Source organism: Streptomyces vilmorinianum (assembly GCF_005517195.1).
Lineage (GTDB): Bacteria > Actinomycetota > Actinomycetes > Streptomycetales > Streptomycetaceae > Streptomyces > Streptomyces vilmorinianum.
Genome location: NZ_CP040244.1, coordinates 2156777 through 2172697, shown reverse-complemented (window position 1 = coordinate 2172697; position 15921 = coordinate 2156777). Strand labels below are relative to the sequence as shown.

At 71.9% G+C, this 15921-nt stretch carries 13 protein-coding genes; 5 read left to right on the top strand and 8 right to left on the bottom strand.

Features of this window, described 5'->3' with window-relative positions:
• Positions 1 to 90: 90 nt before the first annotated feature.
• From FDM97_RS10130 to FDM97_RS10120, 3 genes are all read left to right on the top strand, one after another.
• Positions 91 to 792: a maleylpyruvate isomerase family mycothiol-dependent enzyme gene (locus FDM97_RS10130; protein ID WP_137990071.1), complete on the top strand. Its 702-nt coding sequence runs from the start codon at positions 91 to 93 to the stop codon at positions 790 to 792.
• 9 nt (positions 793 to 801) lie between these two features.
• On the top strand, positions 802 to 1458 hold the full coding sequence (locus FDM97_RS10125) for an MBL fold metallo-hydrolase (RefSeq protein WP_137990070.1): 657 nt from the start codon (positions 802 to 804) through the stop codon (positions 1456 to 1458).
• A 109-nt stretch (positions 1459 to 1567) separates the two neighbouring features.
• A complete protein-coding gene (locus FDM97_RS10120) occupies positions 1568 to 2845 on the top strand; it encodes an MFS transporter (RefSeq protein WP_137994752.1) in 1278 nt (425 codons plus the stop codon).
• Between the two features lie 94 nt (positions 2846 to 2939).
• Here the strand turns inward: FDM97_RS10120 and FDM97_RS10115 are convergent, their stop codons facing one another.
• The 5 genes from FDM97_RS10115 to FDM97_RS10095 all read right to left on the bottom strand — a co-directional run bounded on the left by FDM97_RS10115 (position 2940) and on the right by FDM97_RS10095 (position 10007).
• Positions 2940 to 3974, bottom strand: coding sequence for a TerC/Alx family metal homeostasis membrane protein (locus tag FDM97_RS10115; protein WP_254705553.1), 1035 nt, complete (start codon positions 3972 to 3974; stop codon positions 2940 to 2942).
• Between the two features lie 231 nt (positions 3975 to 4205).
• The gene (locus tag FDM97_RS10110; protein WP_137990069.1) at positions 4206 to 6077 is read right to left on the bottom strand and encodes a TerD family protein; all 1872 of its coding nucleotides are present in this window, start codon (positions 6075 to 6077) and stop codon (positions 4206 to 4208) included.
• Positions 6078 to 6178: 101 nt separating this feature from the next.
• Positions 6179 to 6757: a TerD family protein gene (locus FDM97_RS10105; protein WP_137990068.1), complete on the bottom strand. Its 579-nt coding sequence runs from the start codon at positions 6755 to 6757 to the stop codon at positions 6179 to 6181.
• Positions 6758 to 6909: 152 nt separating this feature from the next.
• The gene (uvrB, locus tag FDM97_RS10100; RefSeq protein ID WP_137990067.1) at positions 6910 to 9057 is read right to left on the bottom strand and encodes an excinuclease ABC subunit UvrB; all 2148 of its coding nucleotides are present in this window, start codon (positions 9055 to 9057) and stop codon (positions 6910 to 6912) included.
• Between the two features lie 71 nt (positions 9058 to 9128).
• Positions 9129 to 10007 (bottom strand): MHYT domain-containing protein, encoded by an 879-nt coding sequence (locus FDM97_RS10095; RefSeq protein WP_137990066.1) that lies wholly within the window; start codon positions 10005 to 10007, stop codon positions 9129 to 9131.
• A 204-nt stretch (positions 10008 to 10211) separates the two neighbouring features.
• On the opposite strand from FDM97_RS10095, the gene FDM97_RS10090 reads away from it, so the two are divergent.
• Both FDM97_RS10090 and FDM97_RS10085 read left to right on the top strand, forming a co-directional pair.
• Positions 10212 to 10754 carry a methylated-DNA--[protein]-cysteine S-methyltransferase gene (locus FDM97_RS10090; protein WP_137990065.1) on the top strand — a complete coding sequence of 181 codons (543 nt, stop codon included), beginning with the start codon at positions 10212 to 10214 and terminating at the stop codon, positions 10752 to 10754.
• A 120-nt stretch (positions 10755 to 10874) separates the two neighbouring features.
• Positions 10875 to 12140 (top strand): MFS transporter, encoded by a 1266-nt coding sequence (locus FDM97_RS10085; protein ID WP_137994750.1) that lies wholly within the window; start codon positions 10875 to 10877, stop codon positions 12138 to 12140.
• Between the two features lie 42 nt (positions 12141 to 12182).
• Here the strand turns inward: FDM97_RS10085 and FDM97_RS10080 are convergent, their stop codons facing one another.
• From FDM97_RS10080 to FDM97_RS10070, 3 genes are read right to left on the bottom strand one after another with little or no spacing between them, the layout of a single operon-like run.
• Positions 12183 to 13163, bottom strand: coding sequence for a TolB family protein (locus tag FDM97_RS10080; RefSeq protein ID WP_137990064.1), 981 nt, complete (start codon positions 13161 to 13163; stop codon positions 12183 to 12185).
• Positions 13160 to 14416 (bottom strand): MFS transporter, encoded by a 1257-nt coding sequence (locus FDM97_RS10075; protein WP_137990063.1) that lies wholly within the window; start codon positions 14414 to 14416, stop codon positions 13160 to 13162. The genes FDM97_RS10080 and FDM97_RS10075 overlap by 4 nt, the downstream gene beginning before the upstream one ends.
• On the bottom strand, positions 14416 to 15747 hold the full coding sequence (locus tag FDM97_RS10070; RefSeq protein ID WP_137990062.1) for a discoidin domain-containing protein: 1332 nt from the start codon (positions 15745 to 15747) through the stop codon (positions 14416 to 14418). The genes FDM97_RS10075 and FDM97_RS10070 overlap by 1 nt, the downstream gene beginning before the upstream one ends.
• Between the last annotated feature and the right edge of the window lie 174 nt (positions 15748 to 15921).

The window sequence follows — 15921 nt, the reverse complement described above, 5'->3', positions numbered from 1 at the left end:
GCTTCCACCGAGCTTATAGCACGCACATTCGATTTCCGGCCTTGCTCCGACCGCTTCACCCGAACGAGTGGCGACGCTAGGGTCGGTTGCATGATCGATCCCGTGCGTGACCTGGCCTCTCTCCATGAAGCGACCGAACGACTCCTCGACGCGGTCGCCTCCCTGGACAACGCGGCGACGGCCGAGCCGTCACGGCTTCCCGGCTGGACCCGTGGCCACGTCCTGGCCCATGTCGCCCGCAACGCCGACGCCCTGGTGAACGTCCTCCAGGGCCTGCCGATGTACAAGGACGCCCAGACCCGCGACGCCGACATCGAGCGCGACGCCCCGCGCCCGCTCGACGTGCACCTCGCCGACCTGCGCGAGAGCGCCGAGCGCTTCCAGGCGGTGGGCCGCGAGCCCGCCGACTGGGACCGGATCGTGGAGCTCCGCAACGGCGTCACGGACCGCGCGGCGCGGGTGCCCTTCCGCCGCTGGGTGGAGGTGGCCCTGCACCATGTCGACCTGGGCATCGGCTACGAGCTGGAGGACCTCCCGGACGAGTTCGTGACCCGCGAGATCGAGTTCCTCGCCGACCGCTGGTCGGGACGCCCGGAGGTCCCGCCGGTGACGCTCCGCCTCGGCCACGACGAGGAGGGACCCACGTGGCACACCGGCGGCGACCAGGGCACCCCCGTCGTCCTCGGGGGCACCGGCGCCGAACTGCTCGGCTGGCTGTCCGGCCGCGGTGACAAGGGCGCCCACCTCGCCCTCCTCGCGGGTGACAGGCTCCCCGACCTCCCCCCGCTATAGGCTGAGTCCATGACGTACAGCGGAGCGGTGAAGGTCGGCGGACCGGCCGATGTGCACGAGTTGACGGACCTGATGATCTCCAAGGTCGCGGTCGGCCCGATGGACAACAACGCGTATCTGCTGCGCTGCCGGGCGACCGGTGAGCAGCTGCTGATCGACGCGGCCAACGAGGCCGACACGCTCCTGACGCTGATCGGTGACGACGGCATCGCGTCCGTCGTCACCACCCATCAGCACGGCGATCACTGGCAGGCGCTCGCCGAGGTGGTCGCGGCGACCGGGGCACGTACGTACGCCGGCGCGTACGACGCCGAGGGCATCCCCGTCCCGACGGACGTCAAGGTCGAGGACGGCGACACGATCAAGGTCGGCCGGGTCGAGCTGACCGCCCGCCGTCTGGTCGGGCACACCCCCGGCTCGATCGCCCTGATCTACGACGACCCGCAGGGCCACCCCCATGTCTTCACCGGCGACTGCCTCTTCCCCGGCGGGGTGGGCAACACCTGGAAGGACCCGGAGGCCTTCGCGAGCCTGATCCACGACGTGGAGACCAAGCTCTTCGCGGTGCTCCCGGACGAGAGCTGGGTCTACCCGGGCCACGGCAAGGACACCACGCTCGGTGACGAGCGCCCGCACCTCCCGGAGTGGCACGCACGCGGCTGGTGACCCCGGCGCGCGGTCCCTGACCGCGCGCTTCCGCACGCCCCCGTAACTCCGGCCGACGCCGGGTAGTTGGCGCGGCATGCACCTCAGTCACGCTCCGTCGCCGCCCTCCATGGCGCGGCTTGCCGCCGCCTCCCTGGTGGGCACGGCCATCGAGTTCTTCGACTTCTTCGTCTACGGGACCGCTGCCGCGCTCGTCCTCGGGCCCCTCTTCTTCCCGACCTTCTCCCCCGTCGCGGGCACCCTGGCCGCCTTCGGCACCTTCGCCGTCGGTTTTGTCGCCCGCCCGCTCGGCTCCGCCCTCTTCGGGCATGTCGGCGACCGCTACGGGCGGCGGCCGGTCATGTTCGCCTCGCTGCTGCTCACCGGCTGCGCCACGGTCGCGGTCGGCTGTGTTCCCTCGTACGCGACCCTCGGCATCACCGCCCCCGTCCTCCTGCTCGTCCTGCGCTTTCTGCAGGGCCTCGGCCTGGGCGGCGAGTGGGGCGGGGCGGTGCTGCTCACGGCCGAGCACGCGCCGGAGCGGCGGCGCGGGCTGTGGGCGAGCTTCCCCCAGATCGGTCCGGCGGTCGGCTTCCTGCTGGCGAACGGCGTGATGCTGGTGCTCTCCGCCACCCTGACCGACGCGCAGTTCCGGGAGTGGGGCTGGCGGGTGCCGTTCTGGGCGGCCGGACTGCTGGCCGCGGGCGGACTCCTGCTGCGCTCCTCGCTCACGGAGACTCCGCAGTTCCGGGAGCTGACCGAGTCGGGGCGGCGGGCGAGCGCGCCGCTCGCGGAGGTGGCGCGGGGGCACTGGCGTCTGGTGCTGCTGACCGCCGGCGCGCTGGCGGTCGGTTACGCCGTCTTCTACACGGTCTCGACCTGGTCCCTGGCCTACGGCACCGAGCAGCTCGGGGTGAGCCGGACGGTGATGCTGGTCTGCATCATGGCGGCGGTGGCGATCAAGGGGGCCGCGACCCCGTTCCTCGCGATGCTCGGCGACCGCTTCGGCCGGCGCCCGCTCTGCCTGGCCGGGTGCGCGGCCTGTGCGGTCTGGATGTTCCCGATGGTGGGGCTGCTGCACACCGCCCGTCCGCTGCTGATGTTCCTCGGGTTCCTGGGCGCCCTGCTGGCGTTCATCACGATGTTCGCGGTGGTCGCCGCGTACCTTCCGGAGCTGTACGAGCCGCGGGTGCGGTGCACCGGCGCGGCGGTCGGCTACAACCTCGCCGGCGTCCTGGGCGGGGCGCTGACGCCGATCGTGGCGACGGCCGTGTCGGGCGGCCCGGGTCCGCCTTGGGGCGTTGCGGCGTATCTGACGGTGGTGGCGCTGGTGAGCCTGGGCTGCTTCGCGCTGCTCCCGGAGACGCTGCCGTCGAGGGCCGGGGAACCGGAGCGCGTGCCGGCCTAGCGGGCCGGCCCGGAGCGGAACGCACCGCGGGCCGGTGCGGGCGGTGGTGTGCCGCTCGCACCGGCCGCGGTGCGTTCAGGGGGTGGAGCGAGCCTCAGACGCTCACGCTGTCCTTGTCGGTCTCGCCGTCCGCCACGGGCGTCTCGGGCTTCTCGGGCGTCTCGGGCGTCTCCGAGCCCTCGCGCTCCGCCTGCTTCTTGGAGGCGATCAGGCTGGTGATCGTGGTGACGATGAGGACGCCGCAGATGACCGCCAGCGAGAACGGGATGGAGATCTCGGGGACGTGCACCCCGGACTCGTGCAGGGCGTGCAGCACCAGCTTCACGCCGATGAAGCCGAGGATCACCGACAGGCCGTAGCTGAGGTGGACCAGCTTCTTGAGCAGGCCGCCGATCAGGAAGTACAGCTGCCGCAGACCCATCAGGGCGAAGGCGTTGGCGGTGAAGACGATGTACGGGTCCTGGGTGAGGCCGAAGATCGCCGGGATCGAGTCGAGGGCGAAGAGCACGTCGGTCGTGCCGATGGCGAGCATGACGATCATCAGCGGGGTCAGCACCCGCTTGCCGTTGACCTTCAGGAAGAGCTTCGTGCCGTGGTACCTGTCCGCGACGCCGAACTTCTTCTCGATGGACTTCAGGAGACGGTTCTCCTCGAACTCGTCCTCCTCCTCGTCCGAGCGCGCCTCCTGGATGAGCTTCCAGGCGGTGAAGATCAGGAACGCGCCGAAGAGGTAGAAGACCCAGGAGAAGCTGGCGATGATCGCGGCGCCGGCGGCGATGAAGACCGCGCGCAGGACCAGGGCGATCAGCACGCCCACGAGCAGCACCCGCTGCTGGAGGTGGGAGGGCACCGAGAACTTCGCCATGATCAGGACGAAGACGAAGAGATTGTCGACGCTGAGCGACTTCTCGGTGATGAATCCGGCGAAGAACTCCCCGGATGCCTGGCTGTTGCCGAAGAGCAGCAGGCCGAGGCCGAAGAGCGCGGCCAGGACGATCCAGACGACCGTCCAGATTCCGGCTTCCTTGACCGACACGTCATGGGGCTTGCGCCCGATGAAGAAGTCGATCGCGATCAGGGCGGACAGACCAAGAATGGTCAGCACCCACAGGGTCATCGATACGTCCACTGCGCCTCCGGCGTCGTACGGCTACTGATCAGCGTCGTCGCTGCCGGAGGTCTCCTCCACCCGCTCCCGTACGCGACGGGCCGGGCCGACGCCCCGGGACCGGACCACTCGGGGTCCGTCCGTATTGACGGGAACGCCGCACATGGGGAGTACTCCCCTCCGCGCCGAGAAGACTACCCGAATAACCAAGAGAAGGTAAAGACGAGGGTAAAGAGAACCCAAATGCCCAGGTCAGCGGCCCCATTGGCGACGGGTCTCGGCCACCCGGCCGAGGACCTGACCCAGCACCCCGCTGCCGGGCGGGAACGTCGGCGGCTCGTACGTCCAGGCATGGCCCACCCACGGGTCGGCGAGGTGGTCGTCGGGGACGGGCGTGATCCGCAGCAGCGAACGCCACAGCGGGTCGAGCACCGGGCCGTACGCGGAGGCCTCCTCGCGGTCGGCGACCATCATGAGATGGACGCCGACGGCCGGGCCCTCGTCGGCGAGGTAGCGGAGCCGGGTGACCGCGCGGTCGTCGAAGCCGTGCGGGAAGTCATGGACGATCAGGAGCTGCTCGGCCGTGTCCATGCCGGGCGGCAGCGCGTCGGGGGCACCTGCCCGCATCGCCATCTGGACCAGGTCCACGCGCTCGGTGAGCCGCGCGAGGACGGCGGAGACCCCGGCCGCCCCGGCGGCCGGCGGTCCGGCCAGGACGCCCGCCTCGACGAGCGGGGCGAGCGCGGCGGCGCCGGAGCCCGCCGGGTCGACGACATGGACGGTGAACTCGCCGGGCGGGTACACGGCGAGCAGCCTGGCCGCGTGCGCGACCGCGGTGTCCATCGCGAGCCGGCGCAGCTCGGTCTCGTCGAGCAGCCCGGCCGTCTCGGAGCGACCGCGCCCGCTGTCCACCCACAGCCCTCGCTCCAGCGGCAGCCGGACCAGCATCGGGATGCGCAGATCGGTGCGCTCGGGGAGGTGGAGGTCGCCCAGGCGCACGGCCATGGGGACCTCCATGGGGACGCGGTAGGCGTGCCAGACGGGGTTGTCCCAGCGGGCGAACGCGGCGGGCAGCGCCGGTTCGACGACCTCGGACTCGGCGGCGAGCTGGGCGAGGTCCCGGTCGAGGGCCTCCTGGGCACGGGCGGTGAGGTCGTCGTGCTTGGCGCGGGCCGCCTCGCGGGCGGCGTCGCCGGCGCCGCCGATGCGGCTGCGCGGGTCGGAGAGCGCGCGGTCGAGCTCCTGGTCGAGGCGGGACTCGGCGAAGTCGCAGGCACTGCGGTACGCCGCCGTGGTGCGGGCCAGGTCCTCGAACATGCCCCACACCTGGTTGTAGAGCCGCTCGTCCATGGACCAGCCGGCGGCGTCCCCGGCGACGGGGGTGGGGTGCGTCGCCGTCGGCGCGGGTGCGGTGGGCTCCTGGGGTGGCGCCTGGCGGCGCGGGTGGGCGTAGTCGATGGGGCCGCCCGCGGCGGGCGGGGGTGCGTCCTGGTGGTCGGCCGCGACGGGGGCGGTGTGCCGGACCCGCTCCGCCTCGGGGACGCGCGGGGGCGGGGCGGCGACCGAGCGGGCCAGGCCTCGGGCGACGGCCTCCAGGATCGACGCGGCCAGGTCTGCGGGGCGCTCGAGCCCCTGGTCGCCGAGCATGGCGGCGAGGCCGCCCTCGTACCCCTGCCCCATGGCGCGGACCTTCCAGGTGCCCTGGCGGCGGTACAACTCCAGGGCGACGACGGCGGATTCGCTGTCGAGTCCGGTGATCGTGTAGGTGGCGATCGCGGTGCCGTCGAGGCCGGTGACGGCGACGAAGGGGGCGGTGACGGCGCCGAAGCGGGCCGGTCCGCCGACACCTATGGGCAGCGCCAGGAGGACCGAGACCCGGTGCACGGATGCGGGCACCGCTTCCAGGTCGAAGGCGAGGCGGTGGTCGGCGGCGGCCTGCTGGGAGACGTCGACGCCGGGCAGGGAGGGCGAGCCGGGGTGGGCGATCCATTCGACGCCGGCGACCCTGCCCTGTTCGTCGCCGAGGGTGGCTCCCGCGACGACCGGATGGCCGGCCGAGACCCGGATCTCCAGGCGGGTGTCGGGCAGGGGGTGGTTCTGTCCCCGGACCAGCTCGGCCGTCATCGACTCTGTCCCCTCGGCGGTGTCTTCACGTGCGGATCATGTGGGACAGCTCCCGGCGGCCTGCTGCCTCCGGGAGCTGTGGGTGTCTCTGCGGTGCCTGCCTACAGCTGCGGCAGGATCGCCGGCATGAGGTCCTGGAACGTCCGGCCGTTGGCCGGGTTGCCCAGGGCGGTCATCTGCCAGCCGGAGCCGGCCCGGTGCACCTTCGCCATGATCTGCGCCGTGTACTGACCGCCGCCGTCCAGGGTGTAGCGCGCGAGCTCCTGGCCGTTGGTCTCGTCGACGATCCGGCAGAAGGCGTTCTGCACCTCCTGGAACGTCTGCCCGGTGAAGGAGTTCACCGTGAAGACGATCTGGTCGATGTGGACGGGGACGCGCTGGAGGTCGACCAGGATCGACTCGTCGTCGCCGCCCTGGCCCGCGCCGCCCACCAGGTTGTCACCGGTGTGCCGGACCGAGCCGTCGTCGCTGACCAGGTGGCGGAAGAAGACCACGTCCACCGGCTGCTTGTCGGCGAAGAGCACCGCCGAGGCGTCCAGGTCGATCTCCCGGGTGCGCGAGCCGAAGAGGCCGCGGCGGGGCGCCGCCTGCCAGCCCAGGCCCATCCGTACGGAGGTAAGGGTGCCCCCGCCCTGCTTCTCCAGGCTGATGGCCTGACCCTTGGTCATGTTGACCGTCACGCGCTGTCCCCTCTCCTTGCGATCACCGCGGCCGTCCCTGCTGTCCGTGCGGTTGTCCAGCACCCTACGCAGGGGCACCGACGGCGCAGCAGCCGCGGTCGTGTTTTGTGTCGGTCTTGCAACACACCGGGCGGGCCGGAGTGCCCGGGACGTCAGGCGATTCCCGCCTCCTTCATCTGGCGCAACTCCTTCTTCAGCTCTCCCACTTCGTCCCGCAGCCGGGCGGCCACCTCGAACTGCAGCTCCGCCGCCGCGGCACGCATCCGGTCGGTCATCTCCTCGATGATCGCGGCCAGTTCGGTGGCCGGGCGGTCGCCGAGCTGGAGCGTCGAACCCGCCGCGCCGGCCTTGCCGCCCTTGGCCTTGCTCTTGACGGTGTGCGCGCCGAGGGAGGGAACGGGCGCCTTGGCACCCTTGCCGTCCTTCGCCTGGCGGTAGCCGGTGCCGAGCAGCTGCTCGGTGTCGACCTCCTCGCGCGCGATGGTGGCGACGATGTCGTTGATCTTCTTGCGCAGCGGCTGCGGGTCGATGCCGTTCGCCGTGTTGTACGCGATCTGCTTCTCGCGGCGCCGGTTGGTCTCGTCGATGGCCTTCTCCATCGCCGGGGTGACCGTGTCGGCGTACATGTGGACCTGGCCGGAGACGTTGCGCGCCGCGCGGCCGATGGTCTGGATGAGCGAGGTGCCGGAGCGCAGGAATCCCTGCTTGTCGGCGTCGAGGATGGCGACGAGCGAGACCTCGGGCAGGTCGAGACCCTCGCGGAGCAGGTTGATGCCGACCAGGACGTCGTACTCACCGGACCGCAGCTCGCGCAGCAGCTCGATACGGCGCAGGGTGTCGACGTCGCTGTGCAGATAGCGGACCTGGATGCCGAGCTCCAGGAAGTACTCGGTGAGGTCCTCGGCCATCTTCTTGGTGAGCGTGGTGACGAGGACCCGCTCGTCCTTCTCGGTGCGCAGCCGGATCTCGTGGACCAGGTCGTCGATCTGCCCCTCGGTGGGCTTGACGACGACCTCGGGGTCGACCAGGCCGGTGGGGCGGATGATCTGCTCGACGAAGCCGTCCGAGCGCGACAGCTCGTACGTGCCGGGGGTGGCCGAGAGGTAGACGGTCTGGCCGATCCGCTTCTGGAACTCCTCCCACTTCAGCGGGCGGTTGTCCAGCGCGGACGGCAGCCGGAAGCCGTGGTCGACCAGCGTCCGCTTGCGGGAGGCGTCCCCCTCGTACATCGCGCCGATCTGCGGAACGGTGACGTGCGACTCGTCGATGACGAGCAGGAAGTCCTCGGGGAAGTAGTCGAGGAGCGTGTTGGGGGCGGAGCCGGGCTCGCGGTCGTCGAAGTGCATCGAGTAGTTCTCGATGCCGGAGCAGGAGCCGATCTGGCGCATCATCTCGATGTCGTACGTGGTGCGCATGCGCAGGCGCTGGGACTCCAGCATCTTGCCCTGCTTGTCGAGCTCGGCGAGCCGGCTCTCGAGCTCGCGCTCGATGCCGTTGATCGCCTTCTCCATCCGCTCGGGGCCCGCCACGTAGTGGCTGGCGGGGAAGACGTACAGCTCGCGGTCCTCGCTGATGACCTCGCCGGTGAGCGGGTGGAGCGTGGACAGCGCCTCGATCTCGTCGCCGAACATCTCGATGCGGACGGCGAGCTCCTCGTAGACCGGGAAGATCTCGATCGTGTCGCCGCGGACACGGAAGGTGCCCCGGGCGAACGCCACGTCGTTGCGCGTGTACTGGATGTCGACGAAGCGGCGCAGCAGCTGGTCGCGGTCGATCTCCTCGCCGACCTTGAGCGGGACCATCCGGTCCACGTACTCCTGTGGCGTGCCGAGGCCGTAGATGCAGGAGACGGAGGCGACCACGACGACGTCGCGGCGGGTCAGCAGCGAGTTCGTCGCGGAGTGGCGCAGCCGCTCGACCTCCTCGTTGATCGAGGAGTCCTTCTCGATGTAGGTGTCCGACTGCGGGACGTACGCCTCGGGCTGGTAGTAGTCGTAGTACGAGACGAAGTACTCGACGGCGTTGTTCGGCAGGAGCTCGCGGAACTCGTTCGCCAGCTGGGCCGCCAGCGTCTTGTTCGGCGCCATCACCAGGGTGGGGCGCTGCAGCTTCTCGATCATCCACGCGGTGGTCGCCGACTTGCCGGTGCCGGTGGCGCCGAGGAGGACGACGTCCTTCTCCCCCGCGCGGATGCGCCGCTCGAGGTCGGCGATGGCCGTCGGCTGGTCGCCGCTGGGCTGGTAGGGACTGACGACCTCGAAAGGCGCCACCGTACGTTCGATCTGGGAAACGGGCCGCATGTGACCACCGTACGACCCCCCACTGACAGTCGGGCGGTGAACGGCTCAGGGCCCGGCCGGCACCCCGGGCCTCACCAGTCCTGGGAGCGGTGTCCGCCCCGGCCGGACCGGGGCCGGGCCGACCAGTTCGCGGGCTCGCCGTAGGCGGGGGCTCGGCGCGGGGCGGGCACTCCGGGGCGGTGCGCGCTCTGGGCGGCGGGCCGCTGCCAGTCCGGGTCGCCCATCACGAGCAGCGGGTCGAACATGACCACGACCGCGGCCAGGAGGAGGAAGACGGCGGGGCCGACCAGCATCGGCAGGATCAGCGAGGTGGCGGAGTCGCCGCTTCCGGCCGCGTCGGCCGTGCCGTGCAGATGGACGTTGACGGCCGCCATGGCGGTGTAGTGCATACCACTGACGGCGAGGCCCATCACGAGGCTGGCGCCGAGGCTGGCCAGAAATCCATGGACCGAGACGGCCGCCCAGAGGGCGGAGGTGGCGGCGACGACGGCGATCACGACGGAGAGGGCGACGGTGAGGGTGTCGTACTCGATGTCTCCCTGGAAGCGCATGCCGGCCATGCCGAGGTAGTGCATGGTGGCGATGCCGAGGCCGGTGATCGTGCCGCCGGTGACGAGCGTGAGGGGGGTCGCCCCGCGGTAGCCGACGATGAAGATGCCGATGCCGACCATGACGACGGCGACGCCCAGGCTGGCGAAGGTGAGGGGCCGGTCGTAGCTGATGGGCGCCTGCCGGACGGAGAAGCCCATCATCGCGATGAAGTGCATCGTCCAGATGCCCGTGCCTATCGAGGTCGCTCCGAGGGCCAGCCAGCCCGCCTTGAAGGTGTCGCGGTGACGCAGCGATCTGGTGGTGCAGCGCAGGCCCAGGGCGCCGCCGAGGCACGCCATGAGATAGGCGGCGACCGGTGTGACGAGGCCGTAGCTGAATCCGTCGACCGTGCCCTGCATGAGCGTGTGTCCTCCACCCGTGGTGCAACGTCGTCCGAAAACAGTCGGTACCGCTGAGTAGTGCTGCCGTCGCGAGATTATGGCGCGCGCGAGGCCCCGCGACCACGCGGTCCGGGAATTGCCCGCCGTGAGACCGAGCCGGGACCAGGCCGGGACCGGGCCGTGAAGGCCGTGATGTCAGTGGGGGGTCGTACCGTGATCGTCATGGACACCATGGACACGAAGGTGGAATGGGCGGTCGTGGCGAGCGACATCGGCCCGCTGCTCCTCGCGGCGACCGGTCGCGGGCTCGTGACCGTGGTCTTCCACGCCGACGACGCGGTGCGGGACGCGGCGCTCGAGCGGCTGGCGGGGCAGCTCGCCGCGGAGCCGGTGCACAGCGCCTCGGGCCGGCTCGCCGAGCCGATACGGCAGCTCGCGGAGTATTTCGCGGGCGAGCGGCGAGTGTTCGACCTCGCGCTCGACTGGACCCTGACGACGGGTTTCAACCGCCAGGTGCTGCGCGAGCTGGCGGAGGGGGTGCCGTTCGGGACGGTCGTGGGGTACGGGGACCTGGCGAAGCGCGTGGGGCAGCCGGGCGCGGCGCAGGCCGTCGGGGCGGCGATGGGCGCCAATCCGCTGCCGGTGGTCGTGCCGTGCCACCGGGTGGTGGAGAGCGACGGCGGGATCGGCGGCTTCGGCGGCGGTCTGGAGACGAAGCGGACGCTGCTGGCGCTGGAGGGCGTGCTGCCCCAGCCGCTCTTCTGAGGCGGTACGCACCGGCTGAGGCGGTACGCACGGCCGGGATTCCGCTGTCAGGGGACGGCTGGCACACTCACGTAAGTGACCAACAGCGCCGATGCCCCTGACACCACGCTTCCCACGGAGATATCCACCCCCGACTCGGCCGCCGGATGCCCGACACTGCCGGCACTGCCGGCACTGCGGCGACGCATACAGGCCGTGCTGATCGCCAGCCAGATCCTCGGGGGCCTCGGGATCGCCATCGGCGTCGCCCTCGCCGCCGTCCTGGCCAAGGAGGTCAGCGGCACGGAGGCGCTGTCGGGGCTCGCTTCGACGGCCACGGTGGCCGGTCCCGCGCTGCTCGCCATGCCGCTGGCCTCCCTCATGGGGAGGCGCGGGCGGCGGCCCGGGCTCGTGCTCGCCTATCTGGTCGGGGCGCTGGGCGCCGGAGTCGTCGTCCTCGGGGCGGTCCTCGACAGCTTCCCCGTGCTCCTGGTGGGCCTGGTCGGCTTCGGCGCCGGGTCCTCGGCGAACCTCGCGGCCCGGTTCGCGGCCGCGGACCTGGCCGAACCGGACCGCCGGGGCCAGGCCATCTCCACCGTGGTGTGGGCGACGACGATCGGCGCGGTCCTCGGGCCCAACATCGCCGCACCGGCCGGGAAGAGCGTGGCGGGCCTCGGTGTCCCGATGGCGGCCGGACCGTTCGTCTGGGCCGCCGGCGTGTTCGTGATCGCCGCGGCGATGGTGGCGCTGCTGCTGCGCCCGGACCCGCTGCTGACGGCCCGCTCGCTGGCCGGCCCGGACGAGGACCAGGAGGCCGATGGCCGCTCGCTCCGGGCGGGGATGCGGGCGGTACGGGAGTCCTCGCGGGCGCGCCTCGCGCTGGTGACCGTGGCCGTCTCCCACACCACGATGGTCTCGATCATGTCGATGACCCCGGTGGCGCTGAGCCACCACGGGGCCGGGATCGAGCTGATCGGTCTGGTGATCAGCGGACACATCGCGGGTATGTACGCCTTCTCGCCCGTGATGGGCCGGCTGTCGGACCGGTGGGGCCGGCTGTCGGTGATCGGTCTGGCCGTCGGGCTCCTGTCCGTGGCGGCGCTGCTCGCGGGCACGGCGGGCCCGAGTCACGGACAGACCGCGGCGGGCCTGTTCGTGCTCGGCCTGGGCTGGTCGGCGGGCCTGGTGTCGGGCTCCGCGCTGCTCACGGACTCGGTTCCGCAGGCCGCGAGGGCGGCGGTCCAGGGCCTGTCGGACTTCATCATGAACACCGCGGCCGGTCTCGGCGGGCTGGCGGCGGGACTGATCGTGGCCCAGGCGGGCTACAACTGGCTGAACCTCGTGGGCGCGTGTCTGCTGCTGCCGATGGCGGCGCTGGCGGTACGGGGAGCGGTGCGGCGCGTCTGAGGCCCTGGGTCCGTCGCTCCCCCCTGGAGGATCCGTCTCCTCTCAGCGCAGGACCACCGGGGATGTGGCGCCGGACGCCAGTCGCCGCGGCGCGCCGGTGCCGTCGGCCGGGACGGTCCACACGGCGCCCTCGTGGGCGTAGGCAAGGGTTCCGTCATCCGTCCAGGCCGCCTGGTCGTCGATGCTGCGGCGTTCGGCGACCGCGTGTTCGCGCAGGGTGCGGAGGTCGAGGACGTACAGGCGCCAGGGGGCCTTCGGGTCGTCGGAGACCTTCTTCTTGAAGGCGACCCGGGTGTCGTCCGGTGACAGCGACGGGCACTCGACGTTCTCGCGTACGGCCCTGGCCGACCACCTCCGCATGTCGCCCTCGACCAGGTGCGTGCGGCCCTCGGTCGCGACGGTGGCGTAGAAGCGGTTGTCGTCGCGGGTGAAGGTGACACCCCAGTAGTTGACGTCGGGGGCGTGGTGGCGGCGGCCGTACAGGGTGAGCGGGATCTGTTCCATGTTCTTCACGAGGTAGCCGGTGCGCAGGTCGAGGATCGAGGTCCGGGTGGAGAACGCGGACGCGGCGTAGGAGTCGCCGGTCGCGAACATGGTCCAGGAGAGCATCTGCCCCGAGGCCGAGACGCGGGCCCGGCTGGGGATGCCGGGCAGGGCGATCCGGCGCAGTTCGCGCAGGTGCCGGTCGAGCACGATCGCGTACGAGCGGGCGGGTACGCCCGGCCGTCGCCGGAGGCAGAGCGCGGTGGGCCCGGCGGCGTGGAAGCGGTCGCAGCGGGGGCCGCCGACCGTACGGGAGTCAGGGGTTCCGGACGGACCCTCGCGGCCGATGCGGCCGCTCGCCGTGTCACGGAAGTGGAGGCGGCCGGCGGAGCCTTCGAGGATGAACGCCGGCTCGCCGCCGCCCGCGGTGGCCGTGCGGCCGGTGGTGCGCTCCGCCGCCCGGAGCGTGTAGGCCGTCGCCCCGCCGCCGAGCAGGAGCACGGCGAGGACCAGTACCCAGAGGCGGGCGGGGGTGTTCATGTCGGAGACCCTTCCGAAGGCGGGGTGTCGGGCAGCAGACGGACGGCGCACACGAGGGCGGCCGTGAGGCCGGCGAGGGCCAGGGCAAGGGCGGTCGAGGGGCCCCAGAGCGTCCATGCGGCCCCGAACCCGGTCGCCGCGACAAGCCGGGCCAGCGCCTGGACGGTCTGGACGAGCGCGAGTCCGCTCGCTCGCCGCCCGGCCGGCAGCAGGGGGCCGGTCAGCGCCATCAGGACCCCGTCGGTGGCGGCGTAGAAGACCCCGAGCAGCCCGAGGACGAGCCCGAGCAGGAGCGGTCCGGGGCCAGGTGCGAGCAGCAGGCTGTACGCGAGGAGCAGTGCACCGTGCCCGTACAGAAAGGGGCGGCGGCGTCCGATCCGGTCGGCCAGGCGTCCGGCCGGGACAGCGAGCAGCAGATACGCGGCCGCGGCGCCCAGGGGCAGGAACGGGAACCAGGTGACGGCCAGGTCGAACCGCCGCTGCAGCAGCAGATAGACGAAGGCGTCCCCGACGGTGACGGCCCCGAGCAGGGCGGTCGCGCCGAGGATCCGACGGTACGCGGCCGAGCGCAGCGGGGCGAGCGGAGCACGGGCCCGAGGACGTGGGCCACCACCCGCTTCGGGGGCCGCCTGTCCGCCGGGCACGAGCACCACCAGGAGCACCACACCGAGCACGCCCGTGCAGAAGCTCACGACGAACACCGCGTCGTACGCGTCCGCGGTCGCCCACAGCAGGGCGAAGGCCGCCAGGGGGCCGAGCAGGGCGCCGGTCGTGTCCATCGCCCGGTGGACGCCGAAGGCGCGGCCCAGGTCTTCGGGCGGGCCGCTGAGCGTGATCAGCGCGTCGCGCGGGGCGGTCCGGATGCCCTTGCCGAGGCGGTCCGCGGCGAGCGCCGCCGCGATCCCGCCCGTCGCGCCGCCGGCGAGGAGCAGGCCGAGGCGGGAGCAGGCGGACAGGGCGTAGCCGAGCCCGGCGACGCGTTTGTACCGGCCGCCGCGGTCGGCCGCGTGGCCGCCGAGGAGTCGTACGAGCGCGGTCGCACCGTTGAAGAGGCCGTCCAGGAAGCCGAACTGGAGCGGGGTGAGGCCGAGTCCGAGGACGAGGTAGAGGGGGAGCACGGCCGTCACCATCTCCGAGGAGATGTCGGTGACCAGGCTGACCGTGCCGAGCGCGAGGACGGTGCCGCCGACGCGCCGCCCCGCCCCGGTGCGGGGCGGCGGCGCGTCGGGGCGACCGGTGGTCGCCAGGTACATCAGTGGCAGGTGTAGGTCGGACCGGAGTCCTTGACCTGGCCGTCGGTGCCGACGTACTGCCAGGTGTACGTCGTATCGGTGAAGTCCAGCTTCAGCACGCCGTAGGTGCCGCTGATGCGCTTCTGACTGTTCGGCTGGACCGTCTCGATCGGGTAGGGCTCGGCTCCGCCCATGCCGCCGACGATCTCGACGATGCCGTCGGCGGTGGCCCGCCCGTACGGGTCCTGCGGCGCGAAGCGCTCGTAGTGGTGGTCGTGTCCGTTGAGGACGAGGTCGGCCTTGGCGCCGTGGAGAATCTGCCAGACGGGCTTGGAGACGGGGTCGTTGCCGTGGCCGCCGGAGGAGTAGAGCGGGTGGTGGTAGTAGGCGGCGACGCAGCCCTTCGTGTTCCGGGCGAGGTCGTCCTTGAGCCACTGGATCTGGGTCGGGTCGTCGAAGGAGTTGGAGTCGAGGGCGATGAAGTGCCAGTTGCCCTCGTCGTAGCTGTAGTACGGCTTGCCCTGGGGGTAGGCGATCGCGCCGAAGTACGCCTTGTAGCCGGCGAGCGGGCCGGCCGGGTCGTAGGTCTCGTGGTTGCCGGGGACGGGCCGGGTGCGGTCCTTGAAGACGCCCCAGGTCTTGTCGTAGTAGGCGCGGAAGTCGGACAGCAGGGCGTCGTCGTACTGGTTGTCGCCCATCGTGAGGTAGAACCTCGGGTTGATCCGCTGGGCCAGGGCGGCGGTCTTGGGGTGGGCGCAGGAGCTGCTGGAGGCCGTGCACTGGGCGGCGATGTCTCCGGCCGCGACGACGGTGAAGGCACCGGAGGGCGGGGGCCCGCTGTCGAGGGTGCCGTAGACCTCTACTTCGTAGAGGGAGTAGCCGTACGAGGTGCCGCGCGCGGTCCCGTACACGCGCAGGAAGCGTCCCTTGCCGGTGAGTCCGGTCCAGTCGTCGGTGCCGCCGTTTCCGGCGGTCTCGGTGGCGAGCCGGGTCCAGGTGGCGTTGTCGGCGGAGATCTCCACGCGGTAGGCCTTGGCGTAGGCGACCTCCCAGGAGAGGCGTACGCGCGAGACGGAGGGGCCGGCGCCGAGGTCGACCTTGATCCACTGCGGATCGGAGCCCTCGGCGCTGGCCCAGCGGGTGGCCGGGTCGCCGTCGAAGGCCTTGGCCGGGCCGAAGGTGGAGTCCTCGACGGAGGAGGAGGTGGCGGGCTTGCCGCGCGAGATGAGCGGGTCGGCGGCCGCTCCGGCCCGGCCCGGGTAGGCGAGCAGCAGGCCGCCGATCAGCAGCAGGACGGCGGTGAGGAGGAGAGAGGTGGTGCGGCGTGGTGGGGCGGAGGCGTACAGGCGCATACCTGGGCTCCCTGGCCTGAGGGGTCGGCGAGAGCTGGACGGCGGTGCGGAGCATCGCCTCCCGCCCGGGGTCGGGCAGGAGGGCGTGCGGTGCTCCGCGGCCGGGTCAGAGCTCTCGCTGAGCGCGTCACGCCCGGGGGAACGGGCGCCGCGCCAAGCCGCTGCCCGGGATGC

Excerpts from the sequence above, each read along its gene's own strand:
- FDM97_RS10130 (WP_137990071.1), top strand. The coding sequence starts at position 91 with ATGATCGATCCCGTGCGTGACCTGGCCTCTCTCCATGAAGCGACCGAA.
- FDM97_RS10125 (WP_137990070.1), top strand. The coding sequence starts at position 802 with ATGACGTACAGCGGAGCGGTGAAGGTCGGCGGACCGGCCGATGTGCAC.
- FDM97_RS10120 (WP_137994752.1), top strand. The coding sequence starts at position 1,568 with ATGGCGCGGCTTGCCGCCGCCTCCCTGGTGGGCACGGCCATCGAGTTC.
- FDM97_RS10110 (WP_137990069.1), bottom strand. The coding sequence starts at position 6,077 with ATGACGGCCGAGCTGGTCCGGGGACAGAACCACCCCCTGCCCGACACC.
- uvrB (WP_137990067.1), bottom strand. The coding sequence starts at position 9,057 with ATGCGGCCCGTTTCCCAGATCGAACGTACGGTGGCGCCTTTCGAGGTC.
- FDM97_RS10095 (WP_137990066.1), bottom strand. The coding sequence starts at position 10,007 with ATGCAGGGCACGGTCGACGGATTCAGCTACGGCCTCGTCACACCGGTC.
- FDM97_RS10090 (WP_137990065.1), top strand. The coding sequence starts at position 10,212 with ATGGACACCATGGACACGAAGGTGGAATGGGCGGTCGTGGCGAGCGAC.
- FDM97_RS10080 (WP_137990064.1), bottom strand. The coding sequence starts at position 13,163 with ATGAACACCCCCGCCCGCCTCTGGGTACTGGTCCTCGCCGTGCTCCTG.
- FDM97_RS10075 (WP_137990063.1), bottom strand. The coding sequence starts at position 14,416 with ATGTACCTGGCGACCACCGGTCGCCCCGACGCGCCGCCGCCCCGCACC.
- FDM97_RS10070 (WP_137990062.1), bottom strand. The coding sequence starts at position 15,747 with ATGCGCCTGTACGCCTCCGCCCCACCACGCCGCACCACCTCTCTCCTC.